The sequence below is a fragment of the Aeromonas sp. S19(2024) genome (genome assembly GCF_041402625.1).
Classification (GTDB): Bacteria; Pseudomonadota; Gammaproteobacteria; order Enterobacterales; family Aeromonadaceae; genus Aeromonas; species Aeromonas caviae.
This window is the reverse complement of sequence record NZ_JBGLQU010000003.1, coordinates 250,465-272,602: the sequence shown is the minus strand read 5'-3', so window position 1 is coordinate 272,602 and position 22,138 is coordinate 250,465. Positions and strand designations below refer to the sequence as shown.

At 62.7% G+C, this 22,138-nt stretch carries 17 protein-coding genes and 1 other RNA gene; 7 read left to right on the top strand and 11 right to left on the bottom strand.

The features are described 5' to 3' along the window. The first annotated feature begins 308 nt into the window (after positions 1–308). Complete coding sequence (locus tag ACB037_RS08595; protein ID WP_201934257.1) at positions 309–2,924, top strand: phage/plasmid primase, P4 family; 2,616 nt, start codon at positions 309–311, stop codon at positions 2,922–2,924. A 159-nt stretch (positions 2,925–3,083) separates the two neighbouring features. Here the strand turns inward: ACB037_RS08595 and ACB037_RS08590 are convergent, their stop codons facing one another. From ACB037_RS08590 to ACB037_RS08540, 11 genes are all read right to left on the bottom strand, one after another. Then, positions 3,084–3,926 carry an OST-HTH/LOTUS domain-containing protein gene (locus ACB037_RS08590; protein WP_371175199.1) on the bottom strand — a complete coding sequence of 281 codons (843 nt, stop codon included), beginning with the start codon at positions 3,924–3,926 and terminating at the stop codon, positions 3,084–3,086. An 88-nt stretch (positions 3,927–4,014) separates the two neighbouring features. Then, positions 4,015–5,133 (bottom strand): tyrosine-type recombinase/integrase, encoded by a 1,119-nt coding sequence (locus ACB037_RS08585; RefSeq protein WP_371175198.1) that lies wholly within the window; start codon positions 5,131–5,133, stop codon positions 4,015–4,017. An 84-nt stretch (positions 5,134–5,217) separates the two neighbouring features. Further along, an RNA gene (gene ffs, locus ACB037_RS08580) (signal recognition particle sRNA small type) lies at positions 5,218–5,314 on the bottom strand. Positions 5,315–5,416: 102 nt separating this feature from the next. Further along, on the bottom strand, positions 5,417–6,205 hold the full coding sequence (locus ACB037_RS08575) for a sulfite exporter TauE/SafE family protein (RefSeq protein WP_042014760.1): 789 nt from the start codon (positions 6,203–6,205) through the stop codon (positions 5,417–5,419). 91 nt (positions 6,206–6,296) lie between these two features. Then, a complete protein-coding gene (gene arcD, locus ACB037_RS08570; RefSeq protein WP_316286358.1) occupies positions 6,297–7,733 on the bottom strand; it encodes an arginine-ornithine antiporter in 1,437 nt (478 codons plus the stop codon). Positions 7,734–8,098: 365 nt separating this feature from the next. Then, positions 8,099–8,860: an SDR family oxidoreductase gene (locus tag ACB037_RS08565; RefSeq protein ID WP_103243199.1), complete on the bottom strand. Its 762-nt coding sequence runs from the start codon at positions 8,858–8,860 to the stop codon at positions 8,099–8,101. A gap of 71 nt (positions 8,861–8,931) precedes the next feature. After that, positions 8,932–9,852: a 3-hydroxyisobutyrate dehydrogenase gene (mmsB, locus tag ACB037_RS08560; RefSeq protein WP_371175197.1), complete on the bottom strand. Its 921-nt coding sequence runs from the start codon at positions 9,850–9,852 to the stop codon at positions 8,932–8,934. Between the two features lie 27 nt (positions 9,853–9,879). Further along, entirely contained in the window at positions 9,880–10,980 is a 1,101-nt protein-coding gene (locus ACB037_RS08555; RefSeq protein WP_371175196.1) for an enoyl-CoA hydratase/isomerase family protein, read from the bottom strand. 78 nt (positions 10,981–11,058) lie between these two features. Then, entirely contained in the window at positions 11,059–11,850 is a 792-nt protein-coding gene (locus ACB037_RS08550; RefSeq protein ID WP_010674596.1) for an enoyl-CoA hydratase, read from the bottom strand. 118 nt (positions 11,851–11,968) lie between these two features. Further along, entirely contained in the window at positions 11,969–13,126 is a 1,158-nt protein-coding gene (locus ACB037_RS08545) for an acyl-CoA dehydrogenase family protein (RefSeq protein WP_069784715.1), read from the bottom strand. Positions 13,127–13,207: 81 nt separating this feature from the next. Further along, positions 13,208–14,719 carry a CoA-acylating methylmalonate-semialdehyde dehydrogenase gene (locus ACB037_RS08540; protein ID WP_371175195.1) on the bottom strand — a complete coding sequence of 504 codons (1,512 nt, stop codon included), beginning with the start codon at positions 14,717–14,719 and terminating at the stop codon, positions 13,208–13,210. A 256-nt stretch (positions 14,720–14,975) separates the two neighbouring features. On the opposite strand from ACB037_RS08540, the gene ACB037_RS08535 reads away from it, so the two are divergent. The 6 genes from ACB037_RS08535 to ACB037_RS08510 all read left to right on the top strand — a co-directional run bounded on the left by ACB037_RS08535 (position 14,976) and on the right by ACB037_RS08510 (position 22,099). Next, complete coding sequence (locus ACB037_RS08535; RefSeq protein ID WP_371175194.1) at positions 14,976–16,124, top strand: isovaleryl-CoA dehydrogenase; 1,149 nt, start codon at positions 14,976–14,978, stop codon at positions 16,122–16,124. Then, a complete protein-coding gene (locus ACB037_RS08530) occupies positions 16,121–17,737 on the top strand; it encodes a carboxyl transferase domain-containing protein (RefSeq protein ID WP_371175193.1) in 1,617 nt (538 codons plus the stop codon). The genes ACB037_RS08535 and ACB037_RS08530 overlap by 4 nt, the downstream gene beginning before the upstream one ends. 9 nt (positions 17,738–17,746) lie before the next feature. Beyond that, positions 17,747–18,595 carry an enoyl-CoA hydratase-related protein gene (locus tag ACB037_RS08525; protein WP_371175192.1) on the top strand — a complete coding sequence of 283 codons (849 nt, stop codon included), beginning with the start codon at positions 17,747–17,749 and terminating at the stop codon, positions 18,593–18,595. A 109-nt stretch (positions 18,596–18,704) separates the two neighbouring features. Further along, positions 18,705–20,669, top strand: a complete 1,965-nt coding sequence (locus ACB037_RS08520; protein WP_371175191.1) for a biotin carboxylase N-terminal domain-containing protein — start codon at positions 18,705–18,707, stop codon at positions 20,667–20,669. Next, positions 20,666–21,631 carry a hydroxymethylglutaryl-CoA lyase gene (locus tag ACB037_RS08515; protein ID WP_323908545.1) on the top strand — a complete coding sequence of 322 codons (966 nt, stop codon included), beginning with the start codon at positions 20,666–20,668 and terminating at the stop codon, positions 21,629–21,631. Before ACB037_RS08520 ends, ACB037_RS08515 begins: the two co-directional genes overlap by 4 nt. Positions 21,632–21,685: 54 nt before the next feature. Further along, a complete protein-coding gene (locus tag ACB037_RS08510) occupies positions 21,686–22,099 on the top strand; it encodes a MerR family DNA-binding transcriptional regulator (protein WP_010674587.1) in 414 nt (137 codons plus the stop codon). The last annotated feature ends 39 nt before the right edge of the window (positions 22,100–22,138 follow it).

Genomic DNA, 22,138 nt, shown 5'->3' with positions numbered 1-22,138 from the left:
AAATCTCACCTCAAATTGCAAACCCTCCGTTTCGGATGTTTGATCTCAAAAACAGTATAAAGGCAGTAAAAGCAATGCTTTCACTCTTGTTGTGTATCCATCCCTGAGTATATTTCGACCTTGTGTTGGGTAATTTACGTCCCCGTGGCCATGAAGCCAGCTCCCATGATGGATTCCTGGTGGCCACTACCTCAGCATCTGGCAACCCTTTGTTCGAACGTAGACGGACCGCCGATCAGCCTTTGAGATGGCAGATCTAGCCAGTCAAACAATGAGTTATTAATTGATTGTCAAACTGGAGAGAAATCATGTCTCAACATACAAATTGCGATCTCGAGTTCGCTTTGGCCGAAGCTGGCTACCCGCTCAACTTCGAACTTGCCGATATCAAGGCTAAATTCTCTATTCTTGATGTCACTTCAGCCCTTACAGGGCAAGACGTAGAACAACTTGGTGAGATCTATCGGCTGGATGATCGCAGTTGCCCACTGTGCGGGCATAACGATTGCTTCACCTTATATCCTGAAACAAATAGCTTTCACTGTTTTAGCTGTGAAGAGAATGGTGATGTCCTCGACCTCATCGTCAAATACAAGCAAGCCCCAAATGTCTACGATGCTGCTCGCCTGCTGCTACTGGGAGAACTGGAGGCTAGTCCCACTACTCCCAAGGTTGTACCTTTGGAACAACCGGTCTACACCGCTCCACCAGCTCGCCTGCAGGAGCTATTCAATCTGGCTGCCCGCCACTATCAAACTCGTTTGGACATTGAGGAGCTGGTAGAACTGCGTGGCCATTCTGAGGAGGTGCTAGTGGGGCTGGACATCGGTTTCTCCGGTGGCCTGAACAAAGCGTTGCGGGATGCTGGCTTTTCCCAAGAAGAACGGCTGGCATCCGGTCTGGTCAAGCCCCGCAAGGATGCACCTGACCAACTTCGTGACTTCTTCCCGAGCGGTGTCTATGTGTTCCCGCACTTCGACCGCAACGGACAAGTCAGTCGCTTCACCTTCAAGGACCCAAACAAGCAGCACCAGTTCCAACTACCGAGCCGCAACTGGCTTAACGGCGTTCAGTTCTACGGGGAAGAGAGTCTGAATGCCCCTGGCCCTGTCGCCCTGGTAGAGGGAGAGAATGACCGCCTGTCGCTGGTCGATGCCGGTTGGCCTGGACCAGTGCTGGCCACTATAGGCACTTTGTCAAAGACCCAGCTTGAGTGGCTAGAGCGTGAGCTCGCGAACCGTGACACCGTCACCTTCTTCGACACCGATGAGGCTGGTGATAAATACCGTTCAAATGTTGCCAAACTTGACCTCACGCTGACTCAGGTCAAGCTGCCGGATAGCGTAAAGGACATTGACGAGTATCTGCACGGTGACAATCCACTCCCTCTGCAGGAGCTGGTGGCAGCATTTACTCTGAAAAAACCAGTAGTTGAAACCACGGGAACACAAGATGACGATCTGCAACCAGAATCCGTCACAATTGTCCCCCGTCAGTCCGTCTTGGCAGTCGAGTTCCACGACAGCCGAAACGCTGAACGGCTTGTTGAACTATGCGGCCATGACCTCAAGTATGTGCCCGAGTTTGGCAGTTTCCTCTGCTTCAATGGGACCTGCTGGGAACTGGACAACCAAACCCCGTTGCTGATGGCCAAACAAGTAGGAGAAGAACTCCACCAGATTGCAAAGCAGCTACTCGATACTGCCAAAGAGAAGGATGACGAGAAGGCCATGGAATGGGGCAAGATGGTTCGCAGCTATGGCACCCGTTGCCTCAGTCGGGCGAGCATCCAGAACATGCTGGAGTTAGCCAAACCGATGCTGCAGATAAAACTCGCCGAGCTCAACGCCAACCCCATGCTACTTGGTGTCGGTAACGGGGTTATCGATCTGAACTCTGGATGTTTCCTTGCTGCTCGTCGAGCCCATTTGCTGACCAGTGCCAGCCCTGCTGTCTATATCTCGGGGGCCACTTGCCCACGCTGGGAGCAATTCATCAGTGAAATCACCTGTGGAGATACCGAACTGGCCACCTTCCTGCAACGCTGTGTGGGCTACTGGATAACGGGCCGTACCGACGAGCAATTGTTGTTCTTCCTCTATGGTAATGGCTGTAATGGAAAGAGCACCTTCATGTCGGTCATCCAGCAACTGCTCGGGGACTATAGTCGGCAGATCAACAGTAACGTCCTGCTGTTTAACCGCAATGCCAGTACCGGCCCGAACCCATCGTTGACAAAGCTGGTGGATGCCCGACTGGTAGTAGCTAATGAGCTGCCAGAGGGCTCTCGCATGGATGAGAATCTAGTGAAAGCCATGACGGGTGACGACATCATTGTCGCTCGGGCCCCTTATGCCAAGAGCGAGATGGAGTTCCGTCCCCGCTTCTCACTTGTAATGGTGGGGAACCACAAGCCTGTGATCCGGGATACCAGTCCCGGCATGTGGCGACGGATGATGATGATCCCCTTCAATGCAGCATTTACGGGAGAGCAATTAGACCCGTACTTGATGCAGAAGCTTCAGGATGAACTGCCAGGTATCTTGAACTGGGCCATCCAAGGCACCCAGATGTGGCTGGCACAAGGGCTGAAACGGTCGATGCCAGCAAGCATCAAGGCCGATGTCGAGAGCTACCGTGCCGAATCCGATCTAGTGGGAAGCTTTTTGGAAGAGTGCACTCAGCCAAGCAGTAACTACAAATGCACCATGGACGAGATCTACGCTGCTTTTAGCCGCTGGGCTCAGCAGAACGGAGAGTGGACCATGAGTAAAATCATCCTCAAGAAAAAACTTGTGGATAAGGGGTTCGCAGCAACACGCCACCGTAACAAGGCTGCAATTATTGGGATTGTGTTACGGGATGATGCATTTGATGCTTATCCAAGTGCATCCCCCACGCTCCGTCTTGCATCAAATCAGTAACATTTTCGGGGCCTGCGGGCCCCTTTTCGTTGTCGGTTATGGCACACATCACTACCCCATACTGAGGCGGTACTCTGTGCTCCTTCAACGTCATAACGTAAGCTGTGGAAATCTGTATCGATGGAATGATGCTTGCTAAACCATCATTGCTGTATCAATTTAGGCTCGGCGTGTGCGATACCAAGTCACTCCACCTGTGGGAGATAGCCGCTTGTCTACTTCGAAGAGCTGGGAACAATGAATGACCTCCCGCCAACTACTACATCCGTACAACTTGGGAGATAAGTCTGGCCACCGTTGACCAATGCTATAAATGGCTTCGTTTAACTGTACCCAGCCGTTCTTGGCTAAGGAATGCTCTGCAAATTTCAGCTGTTGGATAATGGTGGTATTTTCCCAATTCTCGACAGGTTCACCCGGGATGATGCCGTACAAATAGAGACTCTCTCCGACAGGTGAGTTAATAAATTCAAGCAGTCTCTTCTTACTTTCTTCAAAAGCGATCAGGAGGGATTGTATCGTATCCCTATTGCTCTTGATGGTGCTTGCTGCAGTAGACAGATAACTGATTGCCTCTTGGCAACTGGCCTCCGAGTTCAACGTAAAGCGTGACAGGAAATGATGCACCAGCTCATTTCGCAACTCGACCAATTGTTTGAACTTTTCTCTCATCCATTCCCCGTCTTCCAGACCAACGCTGATGCTGATGTACGCTCGGTTGTGTAGGGCATCATCAATTTCTTGCTCATCGCCCAGCGTAATTCTCTGGCTCCACTGACCAACCAAATGCCCCAGCGTCTTTCCAACTAAAAACTGGCGATAGCGTTCAATGTTGCCAACCAGCTCATCCGAAAATCCGCTCACCTTCATAGTGGGCAGGGCTGCTTTGAGCATCAATTCAAACTGCTGTAGCTGGAGGAGACATCGCCCGTACTCCAACGCAATTTGCTCTTTCAAGTCATTCAAATCAGATTGTGCCGTGTCAGGCCTATTGTGTTCCAACGGAGCTCTTCCTTGTGCTCATTAGCATCCAGCTAATAGTGGCTATTTGAGTTGAAGTACCTACTAGATGTTCACCAATGTAACGCGTTCATAGTGCAGCTTCGATAGCGGCTTGTAACTTCTCAACTGCTACCCCACCACCATATCGGTCATAACTGATCGCTCCGTTGGTATGACCCAAGATCGCGGCAGCAAATTGAAGAGGAATACCTTTATCCTTCAGAATTGTCGCTACCGTATGTCTCAAACTGTGGAAATCTTTAGGCACCGGCCGGTTGCGGCTGAACCACTGTCCCCAAAGGTGGCTGTAGCCGTCTTGGCGATGGGGCAGTTCGACGAAGAGCCTTCCCCCCACCCTCTCTTGCACAAATGCTAGGAAGCCAGCCTCCAGCACCGCCGAATGGATCGGAATGAGCCGTTTGCTGTTGTCTGTCTTGAGCTTCTGGTCTGGTCTACCTGCCTGCACTTTGATACACCAGATGTTATCCACCAGCACAACATCATCGGCATAGAGCTGGCAGATCTCGTTGGCTCGAGCCCCCGTGTAGAGCCCCAACAGGGCTATCCAGCGGCGATAGGGCTCCTGCCTTTTCGCCCATTGGACGAACCTCTGCCTCTCCTCCATCGTGTAACCACTTCTGGCCTTGGTCTCTTTGACCCGCTGTAACTTGAGCCCAGCGAAGTGGTTGATGACCCCATCCTGATGGTTAGCCAGCCAGCTAAACAACAGGGAGAGCTTCTGGAGATACTTGTTGATTGTGGCTGGGCTCTTGCCAGAGTTCAGCAACCCCTCCTTGAACTTGACCACATCAGCCTTGCTGTAGCCTGCCGCTGGCTTGTCGCCGAGTGCCTCGATAAAGGAACCGAGATAGTTTTTCTGGTTCTTTCGCTCTTTCGGTGCCCAGGAGAGGGCCTTCTCTTTCTGATAGCGGTCACTCAGGACCGACAGGAGCGGAGCACGCGGTTTAGCCGCCGGAGTCATCGGCTGGGCTACTGATTGCTCATGTGGGGCAACATTGACGTCTGCAGGCAACTGAATGGGCTTGGGTCTGGAACGCACACAGGCAAGCAGCTTCGCAACAGCTGCACGGGCCGTCAGCTTGTCTCGGGTATGCAGGGATTTTTTGATCTCTTTGCGGCGACCACAGGGGAGCGTGGTGACTTTCCGGTAATACCAGATACCGTGGGGACTGAGCCAGAGATTCATCGATGAGCTCCTCGTCGTCCACACAAAGTGGATGACCAAGGGCTTTAGGAAGCTAACTTATTGAATTACAGAAACAAGTGGTGGCCCTACCAGCCACATCCCGGCACTCGAGTCCCCCGCCTTGGCTGCTACCTTCCGGTCCTGACCAGGTCGACGGGTTATCAATGCGAGAGGACCAATAGGACCACCGGCGAGGAGAATAGGCAAACTGGCCCCTCAATGCAACGGCTTTCTGCCGCATCGCGAGCTGTTCGCCTTATTTTTCAACAATCTGGCCAAGGGTTCAGCTAAAGAGCATGAATTTGGCACCCACCAGCAACATGAGCAGGGCAAAGGCCTGCTTGAGCCGCCGGGGTGACATTCGGTGTGCCAGTCTGGCGCCCAGACGGGCAAACTGGGTGCTGGTGAGCACGATGCCAAGCAGGGCCGGCAGATAGATGAATCCGACGCTCCACTCGGGCAGATCGGCGTCTCCCCAACCGGCATAGAGGTAGCTGAGGCTGCCTGCCAGGGCGATGGGCATGCTGCAGGCGGCGGAGGCGGCCACGGCGTTGCGCATGGGCACCGAATTCCAGGTGAGGTAAGGCACGGTCAGCGAGCCGCCACCGATGCCGAACAAGGCCGACATCCAGCCGATGACGGTGCCCGCGATCCCGGTACCAAGGGGGCCCGGCATGTGTCGCTCCGCTTTTGGCCTCAAATTGAGCCCCATCTGCAGGGCCATGGTCCAGGCGAAGCAGCCGATGATGATGTTGAGGGTGCTGGCGCTCAGCAGGTTGGCGGTCATGCCGCCGAGCCAGGCACCCACCAGCATACCGGCGCCCAGGCGCCGTATCATTCCCCAGTCCACCGCCCCGGCCTCCTGGTGCGCACGCAGGGAGCTGAAACCGGTGAAGATCATGGTGGGCAGCGAGGTGCCGAGGGCCAGATGGGTGATGATCTCCGGCGCCACGCCCTGTGCGTGAAAACTCAGGACCAGCACGGGGACGATGATGAGTCCGCCGCCGATACCGAACAGCCCGGCCAGCATGCCCGCGAAGGCGCCCAACACCAGATAGCCCACAAACAGCATAAACATTCCTTCAATAACAAAACAGCGGTCAACTTGACCGCCATTATCCATAAAAAAGAGATGGCATCTTGCCATCTCTTTATTGTGCCGATTAATGCAGGGGAATGGTACCGTCCATCACCTTGTAGAACGCCAGCACGGCGCAGCCGAGCAGGGCTGCCGTCATCCCCTGCTCCAGCCGATTGAGGCTGCGCAGGCCGTGGTGCTGGCGCGCCTTCCAGTAGATGAAGATCCCCGGGCTGTAGAGCAGTGCCACCAGCAAGAGGTACTCCACCCCCGCGGCATAGACCAGCCAGCAGCCATAGACGGTGGCCACCAGGGCCAGCAGCAGGTCGCGCTTGCGCTGATGGGGCTGGCCCGCGTAGGTCTCCCCTTTCAACGCCAGCTTGAGGCCGTAAGCACCGGAGAAGACATAGGGCACCAGGGCCGCCGAGGTGGCAATGTTCACCAGCGCCAGGTAGGTGCTGTTCTGGAAGTAGATGATGATGAGGAAGACTTGCACCAGGCAGGTGGAGCACCAGAGCGACACCTTGGGGGAACCGTTCTTGTTCTCCTTGGCGAACCAGGCCGGGAAGACCCCGGTCTTGCCAGCTATGTAGGGCACTTCCGCCGCCAGCACGGTCCAGCTCAGCAGGGCCCCCATCACCGATATCACCAGGCCGATGTTGATGAGCCAGGCGCCCCAGGGGCCGACCACGGCTTCCAGGATCATGGCGGTGGAGGGGTTCTTGAGGGCCGCCAGTTGCGGCTGGTTCATGACCCCCAGGGAGAACAGGGTCACCATGACGTAGAGCGCCAGGGCGCCGAGCAGCGCCAGCACGGTGGCGCGGCCCACGTCCTTGCGATGGCGGGCACGGGCGGAGACCACCACGGCCCCCTCGATGCCGATGAAGACCCAGAGGGTCACCTTCATGGTGGACTTGACCTGATCCATCACGGAGCCGAGCTCGGGACTCCCCTGCCCCCAGAGATCCAGGGTGAAGGTCTCCATGTTGAAAGCGAGCAGGATGGCTACGCAGAAGACGATGAGGGGCACCATCTTGGCGATGGTGGTGACGATGTTCACCAGCGCCGCCACCTGGATGCCGCGCAGCACCAGGGCATGCACCGACCAGATGAGCAGGGAAGCGAGCGTGATGGCGACCGGGGTATTGCCGTCACCGAAGATGACATTGTCCGGCGTGTCGAAGAAGTAGCTCAGCGCACTGAACACCACGATGGCGTAGGAGACGTTGGCCAGCAGCTGGCACAGCCAGTAACCCCAGGCGGCGTTGAAGCCGACGAAATCCCCGAACCCCGCCTTGGCGTAACTGAAGATGCCGCCATCGAGATCCGGTCGACGCATGGAGAGATTCTGGTAGACTAGGGCGAGGCAGATCATGCCGATCCCCGTGATGGCCCATCCCAGGGCGACGGCCCCGGCACTGGCGTGCGCTGCGATGTTTTGCGGCAGACTGAAAACCCCGGCACCGACCATGGAGCCGATCACCAGCGAAATGAGGGCACCCAGCCCCAGTTTCTTGTCCATCTCAAACCTGTTTTATTAGGCGGCGGCTGAGCATCCGTATTCATACAGCGCGCGACATGGGAGGGGCTAGAAATCCATACCCCGTGAAAAAGGCGGCAACTATATTGCATGACTATTCCGGCCGCAATCCCTCTTGCCGTCAATCATGAGCCGCCTTGACCGCGCGCAATTTTACAGCACTGACCCGGGGTGCCTGTGAGCTGGTTCAAATTAAGAAAGACCCGTTGATATTTCACGACTTTTCATGATGCCGCCCCGCTTTTCAAAAGCCGGACCTGCATGGCTATGCACCCTTGCACTGGGGCCTTTCCCCTGCAAAAACGCCCCTGCAGGAGGGGCGTCAGAGAGGGTATATGCAGGGGGGACTAGAGCCTCAAGCCGCCGTCCAGCTCGATCATCCGCCCCGACAGATAGTCGTTGGCAAGGATGAACTGCACCGTCTGGGCCAACTGCGCCGCCTGCCCCAGGGTGCCCACCGGGATGGCCTGTTGCATGCGGGCCATGGCTTCGGGCTTCATCGCCGCCGTCATATCGGTGGCAAAGACGCCGGGGGCGATGCCCATCACCCGGATGCCGTGACGGGCCAGCTCCTTCCCCCAGGTGACCACCAGAGAGGCCACCCCCGCCTTGCTGGCGGCATAGTTGCTCTGGCCCATGTTGCCGGCCCGGGCGATGGAGGAGATGTTGATGATGACGCCCCCCTCCCCGCCGGTGGCCATCAGCGCCGCCCCCTCGCGCCCGCACAGGAAGGTGCCGGTGAGATTGACGTCGATGACGCTCTGCCACTGGGCCAGGCTCATCTTCTCCGTCAGTGCCCCCTCCTTCACCTTGATCAGCATGCCGTCGCGCAGGATGCCGGCACAGTTGACGAGGCCGTGCAGGGCCCCCAACTGATCCTTGATGGCGGCGAAGGTCGCCTCGACCTCCGGCTCGCTTGCCACGTTGCAGACGAACAGGGCGCAGCGGCCGTCACGGCTGCGCACCTCCGCCTCGGTCACCTCCAGATCGGTGCGGTTGACGTCGATGAGTGCAAGCACGGCACCTTGCTCCGCCAGACTCAGGGCGATGGCGCGCCCGAGCCCCCTGCCCGCCCCCGTGATCGCAATGACTTTCCGTGTGATATCCATAAATGCTCCTGGTGAGATGGCCGGTGACTGTCGAGTCAAAGACTCTCGGGTAAAAAGGTAGATAGCGGCCCTTAACCCGGCGCAGTTTTGTCCCGATAGAGCTCGAGGATACTGGAGAAATCCTTGTTCTCCTGGCCCAGGCTCGCGTGCAGGTTGAAGAGGTTGCGGGCCAGGGCCCCCATGGGCACGGCGCTGTGGGCATGTTCCGCCAACGCCATGGCGAGCCCCAAATCTTTGACCATCAGCCGGGTCATGAAGCCCCCCTGATAGCCACGCGACGCCGGCACGTTCTCCATCACCCCGGGCCAGGGGTTGTAGCGCTCCAGGCTCCAGTTGTTGCCCGAACTCTTGCCCATGATGGTGGAGAGCACGGCGGGATCCAGCCCCTCTTTGACCCCGAGCGTCAGCGCCTCGGCGGTGCCCGCCATGTGGATGGCGAGCAGCATGTTGTTGCACATCTTGGCGATCTGGCCAGCGCCGAGGGCCCCGGCGTGAAACAGGTTCTGCCCCATGCAGGCGAGCACGGGTCTGGCCGCTTCAAAATCCGCTTGTTCGCCGCCGACGATGAAGGTGAGTGTGCCCGCCGCCGCACCGGCCACGCCTCCCGAGACGGGTGCATCGAGAAAACGGATGCCACGCGCCTGCGCCGCCGCCCCCACCTGACGGGCCGAGGCCACGTCTATGGTGGAGCAGTCGATGACCAGGGCGCCGGGCGACAGGGCCGTCAGCAGATCCTGGCCGCCCCGCTCACCGGCACTCTCCCCCAGCCAGAGGCTGCGCACGTGCTCGCCCGCTGGCAGCATGCTGATGACCAGCTCGCAGCCGCTCACCGCTTCCCGGGCATTGCCGGTGGCGAGGCAGCCGGCCTCGATGGCGCGGGTCAGGCTCTCGGGCACCAGATCAAACACCTGCACCCTGTGCCCCGCCCTGGCCAGGTTGGCGGCCATGGGGCCCCCCATGTTGCCAAGCCCGATAAACCCAATCCTTGTCATGGTGTGCTCCTTGTGTGTGATCGCATGTCAGCGGGGGCGCAAGGGGTTGTCACCCTCGGGCCAGCGATAGAAGGCATCCAGCCAGGCCTCCCCTGCCTGCGGGGCCTGCCAGCGAGGGGACTTGTCCTTGTCGATGAGCAGGGCCCGCACCCCTTCCACAAAATCCCCTTTGAGTACGCAGTTGACCGAGAGGGCCAACTCGTCGGCAAACACCTCGGCCAGGGACTGGCGCCGTGCCTGCCAGAACTGGCGCCAGAGAATGGCGCGGCTGATGGGGCTGCCGCGAAGGCAGGTCTCCCGCCCCTGAGCCAGCCCCGGTTCGTCCAGCTCGGCGTCCTCGAGGCGTGCCAGCACCCTTTGCAGGGAGCGGCCGGCCAACAGCGCATCGATGCGTTCCTGGTGGGGCAGCAGTACGGGAGGCGGCAATACCTGACCAGGGGCCTCCTGCAAATCGGTGAGCAGCGCCTCGATCTGCTCGCCGGGGTCGCCTGCGGACCAGTCGAGGGCGGCGAGGCGCGCTGGCAGCTCCATCCGCTCACGGCTCGCCATGGCATGATCCGCGAGCCCCAGGCCGATGGCATCCGCCCCGTTGAAGCGGGCCCCGGTGAGGCCGAGCCAGAGCCCGAGCCGCCCCGGCATGCGGCTCAAAAACCAGCTGGCCCCCACATCCGGATAGAGGCCGATGGTCACCTCCGGCATGGCGAACAGGCTCTTTTCGGTCACCACCCGGAATCCGGCCCCGGCAAAGAGGCCGATGCCGCCCCCCATGCAGATGCCGTCCGCCACGCAGATGAGGGGCTTGCTATAGCGATGGATGTGATGATCGAGCCGGTACTCCTGCAGGAAGAAGTCGCGAGCATAGCCAAACAGTGCCGACTCGCTCGCCTCCTGTTTGCGGTAGTAGAAGGAGCGGATGTCGCCACCGGCGCAAAACGCCTTCTCGCCGGCCCCTTGCAGCAGCACGCAGACGATGGCCGGATCCTGCTCCCAGCGGGTCAACGCAGCCTGCAACAACTGGATCATCTCAAGGCTCAGGGCGTTGAGGGAGGCGGGGCTGTCCAGGGTCAGCATGCCGATGCGGCGGCCATCCGCCGTGGGGCGGGTCTCGATGCGCACGGGCTCACTCATGGGCAGCCCCCGCAGACCGGGTATCTGCCCCTGCGACATGGCGGGTCGCCATCATTACCTCATTCATCCTTCACTCCCTCACTCTTTCGGTTTGGATTGGTCGTAACGCCAGCGCGGGGCCCGCTTCTCCAGGAAGGCCGCCACCCCTTCGCGCTGGTTGGCATCGTCAAACAGGGCGAGAAAGAGGCTGCGCTCGAGTGGCAGCGCCGCGTCCCTGTGGGTGCTTCGCCCCTGATTGATGAGCTGTTTGCAGGCACGCAGGGCGCTCGGGCTCTGGCGCTCCACCAGCTGGGCCATCTGCTGCGCCGCCTCCCAGGCGTGCCCCTCGGTCACCACCTCCTCCACCAGCCCCATCTCGTAGGCCAGGGTGGCGCTCACCTTCTCGCCGCAGAGGATCATCCGCTTGGCCCAGCCCGGCCCCACCAGCTCGGTGAGGCGCTGGGTGCCGCCGGCGCAGGGCAGCAAGCCCACCGAGGCCTCCGGCAACCCCAGCTTGGCCTGCTGCTCGGCGATGCGGATGTCGCAGGCCAGCGCGACTTCGAGCCCCCCTCCCATGGCATAACCGTTGATGGCGGCGATGCTGACCCCGTGAAAGCGGGCCAGCGCCTCGAAGGCGTGGCCAAAGGCCTCGGCCACCTCGCGGGCATGCGCCAGGCTGCCGTCGGCGAACATCTTGAGATCGGCGCCGGCGCAGAAGAATTTCTCTCCGGCACCGCGGATCACCAGGGCCACCACGTCGGGGCGACCATCCAGCTCCACCATCATCTGCAAGAAGGCTTTCAGGCTGGCGAGCGTCCAGGTGTTGGCGGGTGGGTGATCGAGGGTGATGTAGGCCACGTGGCCGTGATATTCGAGCCTGATCCTTGTCATTGCGTTGTCCTTGTCAAAAAAACTGCCCCATGATGACAGGGTTGAATGGAGCCAACCTGCACCTGGCTCACAAAGCCTGAGGACGCGCCGACTGCGTCCTCAGAGCAGGCCCCTCCCGCTACTCCAGCGACAGGCCGGGGTCGGCCAGCAGGCGGCGGGCGATGATGAGCCGCATCACTTCATTCGTCCCTTCCAGAATGCGGTGCACCCGGGTATCGCGCAGATAGCGCTCGAGCGGATACTCGCGGATATAACCATAGCCGCCAAAGAGTTGCAGAGCGTCGTCGCAGATGCGGTGCCCCACGTCGGTGGCAAAACGCTTGGCCATGGCGCACCAGGCGCTCTTGTCCGGACTGCCCTCATCGAGTTTGGCGGCCGCCTGGCGCACCAGCAGGCGGGCGGCGGCGAGCTCGGTGGCCATGTCGGCCAGGCGAAACTGCACGCTCTGGAATTCGCTGATCGGGTGTCCAAATTGCTGGCGCTGCTGCACATGGGCCAGGGCATCGTTGAGAGCCTGCTGAGCTGTGCCCAGCGAACAGCTGGCGATGTTGATGCGCCCCCCATCGAGCGCCTGCATGGCGAACTTGAACCCTTCCCCCTCCTCCCCCAGCCGGAAGCGAGCGGGAATGCGCACGGCGCTGAAGTTCACCTCCCGGGTCGGCTGGCTGTTCCAGCCCATCTTCTCCTCCGCCTTGCCGTAGCTCACGCCGGGGGTCTGGGCCGGTACCATGAAGGCAGAGATCCCCTTGGCCCCCTCGCCACCGGTGCGGGCCATCACCACCAGCACGTCTGTGCTGCCGGCGCCCGAGATGAACACCTTGCTGCCGTCGAGGAGGTATTCTTCGCCATCGCGCACGGCGCGGGTCTTGAGGGCCGCAGCGTCGGAGCCCGCCCCTGGCTCGGTGAGGCAGTAGGATCCCAGCAGCTCGCCGCTGGCCAGCCGAGGTACCCACTCCTCGGCCACCTCGGCAGGCAGCCAGCTGCCCAGCATCCAGCTCACCATGTTGTGGATGGTGAGATAGGCGGTGGTGGAGGTGCAGCCCATGGCGAGGCGCTCAAAGATGAGGCTGGCATCGAGCCGGTTCAGGCCCAGACCGTCATACTGCTCCGGGGTATAGAGGCCACACAGGCCCAGCGCCGCCGCCTGCTTGATGGTGGGGATGGGGAACTCGTGCTCCCTGTCCCAGCGCGCCGCATGGGGTTTGAGCGCCAGATCGGCGAAGGCGCCGGCCGACTCGACACAGGCCCGTTGGGATTCGGTCAGGGTAAAATCCATCTTGTTCGCTTCCTTTGTACTTGTTCCGTCGATCCGTTGCTGTCAATGGGGGCGCCCGGGAAAAGTGGGCAACCCCTGCCGTCAGCGCAGCTGAATGGTCATATTGGGGCCGCTGGGAATGTCTTCGTCGAACCAGCGCTCCGTCACCGTCTTGGTCTCGGTGTAAAAACGCACCGCCTGCTTGCCGTAGGCGTGCAGATCCCCGTAGAAGGAGCCGCGCCAGCCGGTAAAGGAGAAGAACGGCAGCGGCACCGGGATGGGCACGTTGATCCCCACCTGGCCCACCGCCACCTCGTGGCGGAACTTGCGGGCGGCGGCGCCACAGCCGGTGAAGAGGGAGGTGCCGTTGCCGTAGGGGTTGGCGTTGATGAGGGCAAGCGCCTCGTCGAGGCTCCCCACCTCGAGGCAGGCCAGCACGGGCCCGAAGATCTCCTCCCGGTAGATGCGCATCTCGGGGGTCACGCCGCGAAACAGGGTCGGCCCCACCCAGTTGCCCACCGGGTAGCCGGGTACGTCGCAAAAACGGCCGTCCAGCAGGCACTCGGCTCCCTCGGCAATCCCCGCCTCGATAAGCCCCTCCACCCTGACTTTCGCCTCCGGGCTGATGAGGGGGCCATAAGCCGCCTCGGGATCGTGCCAGACGCCGGGTTTCACCTTGGCGAACTCGGCGGCGAGCTCGGGGATCCACTCCCGGGCGTTCCCCACGAACACCGCCACGCTGATGGCCATGCAGCGTTGACCGGCGGCGCCGACCCCGGCCCCCACCAGGTTGCCGAGTACCTGCGCCTTGTTGGCATCCGGCATAATCACCATGTGATTCTTGGCGCCGACAAAACACTGGGCGCGCTTGAGCTGCGACGTGGCACTGCGATAGACGTGGCCGCCGACACGGGCCGAGCCCACGAAACTGACTGCCTTGACATCGGGATGGGCCAGCAGCGCATCCACCTGCTCGGCGCCGCCATGCACCACCGACAGAATGCCCCTGGGGGCCCCCGCCTCGGTAAACAGCTCGGCCAGGCGCATGGGAGTGAGCGGATCCTGCTCGGAGGGCTTGAGCACAAAGCCGTTGCCGCAGGCCACCGCCAGCGGGAACATCCAGAGCGGGATCATGGCCGGAAAGTTGAACGGCGTGATGCCAAGGCAGACCCCGAGGGGCTGCACCCAGGAGTGGCCGTCGACCCTGCGCGCCACGTTGCCCATGGTCTCCCCCAGAGTCTGGCTGGCAATGGCGCAGGCCTGCTCCACCACTTCGATGCCGCGCCAGACGTCCCCCTTGGCGTCCGCCAGGTTCTTGCCGGTTTCCTGGGCCAGCAGGGTCGCCAGCTCGTCATGATGCATTTTCAACAGATGCTGGTAGTTGAACATCACCCGGGCCCGCTCGGGGGCCGGCACCTCCCGCCACAGCAGATAGGCGTCGTGGGCGGTACGTACCGCGTGCTCGATCTCGGCCGGGGTAGCCTTAGGCACCCGCGCCAGCAGATGCTGGTCCGCCGGGTCGGTCACCTCGATCCACTCGTCGCTTGCGGACGGACACGCCTCGCCACCGATGTAGAGCGGCAGATCCCCGTACTGGGTGTGATGCTGGCTCATGCCCCCCTCCTGGCCCGTTGGCAGGCGATGGCAGGCCACTGCAGGCCGGCCACATCCATCTTGCTGTTGCACATCCTGTTCACTCCTTGCGCTCCTCTGCCCGGGTAGCCCTTGCGGCGGGCTGCCATCGAATTTACCTTAGACTAACAACTCATTTACGTTTACGCTAACGTAAACTTTAATCACGAATGGACTGACCAGTCATCACCCTGATGGCAGGGGAAATCGGCAGTCCACTGCACCAAGGAGAGCACGGATGCATGCCCTGATGGATGAAACCCTCCAGGCCCTGACCGAACAGGTCGAGGCTTTCTGCCAGAAAGTGATCGCACCGCGTGCCAGCGAGATCGATCAGAGCAACGCTTTCCCCCGGGATCTCTGGCCCCGCATGGGTGAACTGGGGCTGCACGGCATCACGGTGGCGGAGGAGTATGACGGGGTGAACCTCGGCTATCTGGCCCATGTGCTGGTGATGGAGCAGGTGAGCCGCGCCAGCGCCTCGATCGGCCTCTCCTACGGCGCCCACTCCAATCTCTGCATCAACCAGATCCACCGCCACGGCACCCCTGATCAGAAGGCGAGATATCTGCCCTCCCTCGTCAGCGGCAAACACGTGGGGGCGCTGGCCATGAGCGAGCCGGGTGCCGGCTCCGACGTGGTGAGCATGCGCCTCACCGCGGTGCGCGAGGGGGATCACTTCGTGCTGAACGGCAACAAGATGTGGATCACCAATGGGCCCGATGCCAACACCTTCGTCATCTATGCCAAGACCGATGCCGCCGCCGGGCCCAAAGGGATTTCCGCCTTTATCGTCGAGGCGGGGACTCCCGGTTTTTCCACCGCCCAGAAGCTCGACAAGCTCGGCATGCGCGGCTCCAGTACCTGCGAGCTGGTGTTCGACAACTGCCGGGTGCCGCAGGAGAACCTGCTGGGTCCCCTGCACGGCGGGGTCAAGGTACTGATGAGCGGGCTCGACTACGAGCGGGTGGTGCTGGCAGCAGGCCCCCTTGGCATCATGCAGGCCTGCATGGACGTGGTGCTTCCCTATGTGCGCGAGCGCAAGCAGTTCGGTCAGGCCATCGGCGAGTTCCAGCTGGTGCAAGGCAAGCTCGCCGACATGTATACCCGCCTCGCCAGCAGCCGGGCACTAGTCTACTCGGTGGCGAGCGCCTGCGATCAGGGCCGCACCAGCCGCAAGGATTGCGCCGCCGCCATTTTGTTTGCCGCCGAGAACGCCACCCAGATGGCTCTCGATGCCATCCAGCTGCTCGGCGGCAACGGCTATATCAACGAATACCCCACCGGCCGCCTGCTGCGGGACGCCAAGCTCTACGAGATCGGCGCCGGCACCTCGGAGATCCGCCGCTGGCTCATCGGCCGCGAGCTGATGGGGGATAACGCATGAGCAGGATCCACTCCCGCCTCGACACCGCGAGCCCCGACTATGAGGCCAATCGGGCCGCCATGCAGGCCCTGGTCGACGATCTCAATGCCCGCCTGGAGGAGATAGCCTTGGGCGGCGGTGCTGCCAACAACGCCCGCCATCAGGCCCGCGGCAAGCTGCTGCCCCGCGAGCGCATCGACCAGCTGCTGGACCCGGGCTCTCCCTTTCTCGAACTGTCGGCACTGGCCGGCTGGCAGGTCTATGACGAGCCAGTGCCCGCCGCCGGCATCCTCACCGGCATCGGCCGGATCTCTGGGCGCCTGTGCATGCTGGTGGTGAATGACGCCACCGTGAAGGGCGGCACCTACTACCCGCTCACGGTGAAGAAACACCTGCGCGCTCAGGCCATCGCCGAGCGGCTGCGCCTCCCCTGCCTCTATCTGGTGGATTCCGGCGGCGCCTTCCTGCCCATGCAGGACGAGGTATTCCCCGACCGGGAGCATTTTGGCCGCATCTTCTACAACCAGGCTCGCATGTCGGCCCAGAGCATCCCCCAGCTGGCGGTGGTGATGGGGCTCTGTACCGCCGGGGGCGCCTACGTGCCCGCCATGGCGGACGAGTCGATTATGGTCAGGGAACAGGCCACCCTCTTTCTGGCGGGCCCGCCCCTGGTCAAGGCCGCCACCGGCGAGGAGATCAGCGCAGAAGCCTTGGGCGGCGCCGAGGTGCACTGCGTCCACTCCGGGGTGGCGGATCACATGGCCAGGGACGATGCCGATGCCCTGGCCATCGCCCGCACCCTGGTAAGCAACCTGGGGGACAACCAGACGGCGGCGTCACCCGCCCCATCCGCTCCCTCCTATGATGAGCCGCACTACCCCATCGAGGAGCTCTACGGCCTGGTGGGCACCAGTCTCAAGCGCCCCTTTGACGCACGAGAATTGATCGCCCGACTGGTGGATGGCTCTGTGTTTGACGAATTCAAGGCGTTGTTCGGCACTACCTTGGTGACGGGTTTTTCCCGCATTGAGGGCATGCAGGTGGGGATCCTCGCCAACAATGGCGTGCTGCACAGCGACAGCGCCCAGAAGGGAGCCCACTTCATCCAGCTCTGCAACCAGCGGGGGATCCCGCTGCTGTTTCTGCAAAACATCACCGGCTTTATGGTGGGGAGTACGGCGGAGAAAGAGGGGATCGCCAAGCACGGCGCCAAGCTGGTGACCGCCGTGGCCTGCAGCCGGGTGCCCAAGATCACCCTGATCGTCGGCGGCAGCTTCGGTGCCGGCAACTACGGCATGTGCGGGCGCGCCTATGAACCGGATTTTCTGTTCAGCTGGCCCAACAGCCGCATCTCCGTCATGGGGGGCGAGCAGGCGGCCGGGGTGTTGGTGCAGGTGCGCCGGGACAAGCTGGCCGCCGAGGGCAAGACTCTGGGCGAGTCGGAGGCGGCCGCCATTCGCGCCCCGGTGATCGCGCAATACGAGCGCCAGGGTCACCCCTATTACGCCAGTGCTCGCCTGTGGGATGACGGCGTCATCGACCCGGCCCAGAGCCGCACCGTGCTGGCCCTGGCCCTGGCGGCCTGCCAGGGGGCCGAGCCTGGCCCTGGGCAGTACGGCATCTTCCGGATGTAAGGAGTTCATATGTCAGACCCGCTCTTCAACGATCCCCTTGCCCATTTTCGCCTTGAGCGCCACGGCCCGGTGATCGAGCTGGTGTTCGCCCGCCCGGCCCGTCACAACGCCCTCGATGCCGACCTGATGCAGGGGCTGCTCGACTGCCTCGACGAGCTGGCCCACGGCCAGCCCCTCGCCGACCGCCCCCACGTGCTGCTGCTGCGCGCCGAGGGGCCGCATTTTTGCGCGGGCGCCGATCTCGAGTGGATGCGCAAGATGGCCGGGGAGGCATTCGACCCCCGCGCCTTTGACAAGAATCGCGAGGACGCCCGGGTGCTGGCCCACCTGATGCAGGCACTGGACGAGCTGCCCTTCCCCACGGTGGCCCTGGTGCAGGGGGCCGCCTACGGCGGAGCCTTAGGCCTTGTCTGCGCCTGCGACATCGTGCTGGCCAGCGAAAATGCCCGCTTCTGCCTCTCCGAGGTGACCCTGGGACTGGTGCCTGCGGTGATCAGCCCCTACGTGGTGCGCGCCATGGGGATGCGCCAGGCCCGCCGCTACATGCTGAGCGCAGAGCCTTTCGATGCCATCACCGCCTGCCGACTCAACGTGGTGCACAGGCTCAGCCAGCCTGATCAGTTGTTGGCGGAGGGACGCGCCATGGCCCTGCGGTTGTGTCGCAACGGCCCCCAGGCGATGAAGGAGACCAAGCGGCTGCTGGCCGCCCTCGAAGGGCGCCCAGGCCACCAGCACGAAGAGCAGACCGTCGAGACCATCGCCCGGGTACGGGTCGGCCTCGAGGCCCAGGAGGGGATCCAGGCCTTCTTCGACAAACGCCCCCCAACCTGGCGCCCCCGTTTCAAGGACGAAGCATGACTCAATACCACCCCATCAAGCACCTGCTGATCGCCAGCGGTGGTCAATATAACTGCAGTGTGGATCAACACGCTTCGCACTTGTGCACCTTGAACAGCAGGGAGGCAGCATGACCCATCACACTCCCATCAAGCGCCTGCTGATCGCCAATCGCGGTGAAATCGCCGTGCGCATCATCAAGACCGCACGGCGCCTCGGCATTCACACCATCGCCCTCTACTCCGACGCCGACGCCCGCGCCATGCATGTGCGCGAAGCCGACGAGGCCTGGCATCTGGGGCCGGCCCCCGCCCGGGAGAGCTACCTCGACACCGGCAAGGTGCTCAAGATTGCCAAAGAGGCGAATGCCGACGCCATCCACCCGGGCTACGGTTTCCTCTCCGAGAACAGCGACTTTGCCACCGCCTGCGAGCAGCGGGGCCTGCGCTTTGTCGGCCCAAGCGGCGCCGCCATCCTCGCCATGGGGGACAAGTCGGGGGCCAAGGGGCTGATGCAGGCAGCCGGCGTCCCCGTGCTGCCCGGTTATCACGGCGCGGATCAGCACCCCGACATTTTGCGCGATCAGGCGAGCCAGGTGGGCTTCCCGCTCCTTATCAAGGCGGCCAGTGGCGGCGGTGGCAAGGGGATGCGCCGGGTCGATCAGCTGGCCGACTTTGACGACGCCCTGGCGGCGGTCAAGCGGGAGGCGAGTGCCGCCTTTGGCGACGACCATGTGCTGCTGGAGCGCTATCTCCCCCGCGCCCGTCACGTGGAGGTGCAGGTCTTTGCCGATGCCCTTGGCAACGCCATCTATCTGGGGGACAGGGACTGCTCCTTGCAGCGCCGCCACCAGAAGGTGATCGAGGAGGCCCCCGCTCCCGACATCTCCCCTGCCCTGCGCCGCGCCATGGGCGAGGCGGCCGTGGCGGCGGCCAAGGCCATCGCCTATCGGGGGGCGGGCACCATCGAGTTTCTGCTATGCGGGGAGGAGTTCTTCTTCATGGAGATGAACACCCGGTTGCAGGTGGAGCACCCGGTTACCGAGGCCATCACAGGCCAGGATCTGGTGGCCTGGCAGCTGGCGGTGGCCGAGGGCAAACCGCTGCCCCTCACCCAGGATGAGGTGGTGCTGCGTGGCCACGCGGTGGAGGCGCGCCTCTACGCCGAAGACGTGGCCGCCGGTTTTCTGCCAGCGAGCGGCCCCATCCACTGGCTCACCTGGCCCAAGGGGGTGCGCATCGACACCGGCGTCACCGCCGGCGATGGGGTGAGCCCCTATTACGACCCCATGATCGCCAAGCTCGTCGCCCACGCACCGAGCCGCAGCGAAGCCTTTGCCACCCTGGCCGATGCCCTGGCAGCCCTGGATCTTGGCCCTCTGGTGCACAACGGCCCGCTCCTGCAGCGCCTGTGCGAAGCGCCAGAGGTGCTGGCGATACGCCACCACACCCAGTGGCCCATTCCCACCGACACCCTGCCCGTTCCGGCGCTCGCCTGGCCCCTCGCCACCCTCTGGCTCGCCACTTGCGAGCGCGATGCCTCCCCCTGGCAGCAGGCCGCAGGCTTTCGGCTGGGCCCCACCCGCCGCTTTTGCGCCACGGTGCGCATCGGCGAGGAGACCCGCACTCTCACCCTCGCCGAGCGAGGGGGCGCCCTGCTCTGGCAGGGCGAGCAGATCCCCTGCGAGCGCACTGTAGAACAGATCCGCCTGTACCAGGGTGGACATTGGCAGCGCTATCCGGTGCAGCCCCTCGGCGAGGGCGCCTATTTGCTGCACCTGGCGGGCAGGCGCATCCGCTTCTCGCTCGATGATCAGCATCATCAGCTCCACCATGATCACGACACGAGCCATGTCCCGGGCATCCTGGCCCCCATGCACGGCATCGTGGTGGCGCTGCAGGTCGAGGCCGGCCAGCCGGTCAGCAAGGGGCAACCCCTGCTGGTGCTGGAGGCGATGAAGATGGAGCACGTCCTCAAGGCTGACCGGGACGGGGTGATTGAGGCCCTGCAGTGCCGCCAGGGGGAACAGGTGAGCCAGGGCGCCGTGCTGGTGCGCTTTGCCGAGGACCATACCGTGCAGGAGGAGCGCTCATGAGCCACACGCACGAGAGCCGGGACGACAAGGTCAGCCTGGTGGAGATGGGGCCGCGGGACGGCCTGCAAAATGAAGCTGCGACCCTCTCCCTGGCGCAGCGGCTGGCGCTCATCGCCCGCCTGGCCGAGAGCGGGTTGCAGCGCATCGAGGTGGGGGCCTTCGTGTCGCCCAAAAAGGTGCCGCAGATGGCGGATTCCGCCGCACTGTTCAACGCCCTGCCGCGCAGGGGGCCGACCCGCTATGGCGCCCTGGTGCCCAATCTGCAGGGTCTGCAGGCCGCCGTCGCCGCACGCGCCGACGAGATAGGTCTCTTCACCGCCTGCTCGGACGGCTTCACCCGGGCCAACATCGGCATCAGCGTGGAGGAGTCCCTGGTGCGCTTCGCTCCCCTGGTGCAGGAGGCGCGCAGCCTCGGCATCAAGGTGCGCGGCTACCTCTCCACCGTCATCGCCTGCCCGTTCGACGGCCCGACCCGCCCGAAACGGGTCGCCGCCCTGGCCGAGCGGCTGCTGGATCTGGGCTGCCACGAGATATCCCTCGGCGACACCATCGGCGTTGGCACCCCGGGCACCGTGGCTCCCATGCTGGATGCAGTGCTGCACGAAATCCCGGCGGGCCGGCTTGCGGTTCATTTTCACGACACCTATGGCCAGGGGCTGGCCAACCTGCTGCCGGCGCTCGAGCGCGGGATCCGCACCATCGACTGCTCGGTGGCCGGGCTCGGCGGCTGCCCCTATGCCCCCGGCGCCTCCGGCAATGTGGCGTCGGAAGAGGTGGTCTATCTGCTGCACGGCCTTGGCATGAGCACCGGCGTCGACCTCGACCAGTTGGCCGCCACCGGCCAGTGGGTGAGCGAGCTGCTGGGGCGCCCCAACGGCTCCCGGGTCGGCCAGGCCCTGCACGGGAGGGGACGGCGCCAAGAGCGCGAGCAGCGCCTCTCGGGAGGCCATCATGCATCATGACCCCGGCCCTTGCCGCTGTGCCAGGACCCCGCCAGCTCATCAGGAGGGCGCACCATGAGAGCCAGACACGCCAGTGGCAAGGAGAGGACCTACAGCATCTCTGAGCTGGCCCAGGAGTTCGACATCACCCCCCGCACCATCCGCTATTACGAGGACGAGGGGCTCATCACCCCGACCCGGGAGGGGCAGACCCGTATCTACAGCCACAAGGACAGGATCCGCCTGAAATTGACCCTGCGCGGCAAGCGCCTCGGGTTCAGCCTGGCGGAGATCCGCGAGCTGTTCGACATGTACGACACCGACCGCTCCAGCCGGATGCAGCTTCACTCCATGATCCAGCTCATCGAGGCCAGACGCCACTCCCTGCGCCAGCAGCTGGAGGACATCCAGATGGTGATGGCCGAGCTCGATGCCGCCGAGCAGCGCTGCATCCACTCCCTCGGCGGCTTGAAAACCGACGGGGATTGACAGACTCTGGGGGTATCTCGCCCCCGGTATCCCGGTTTT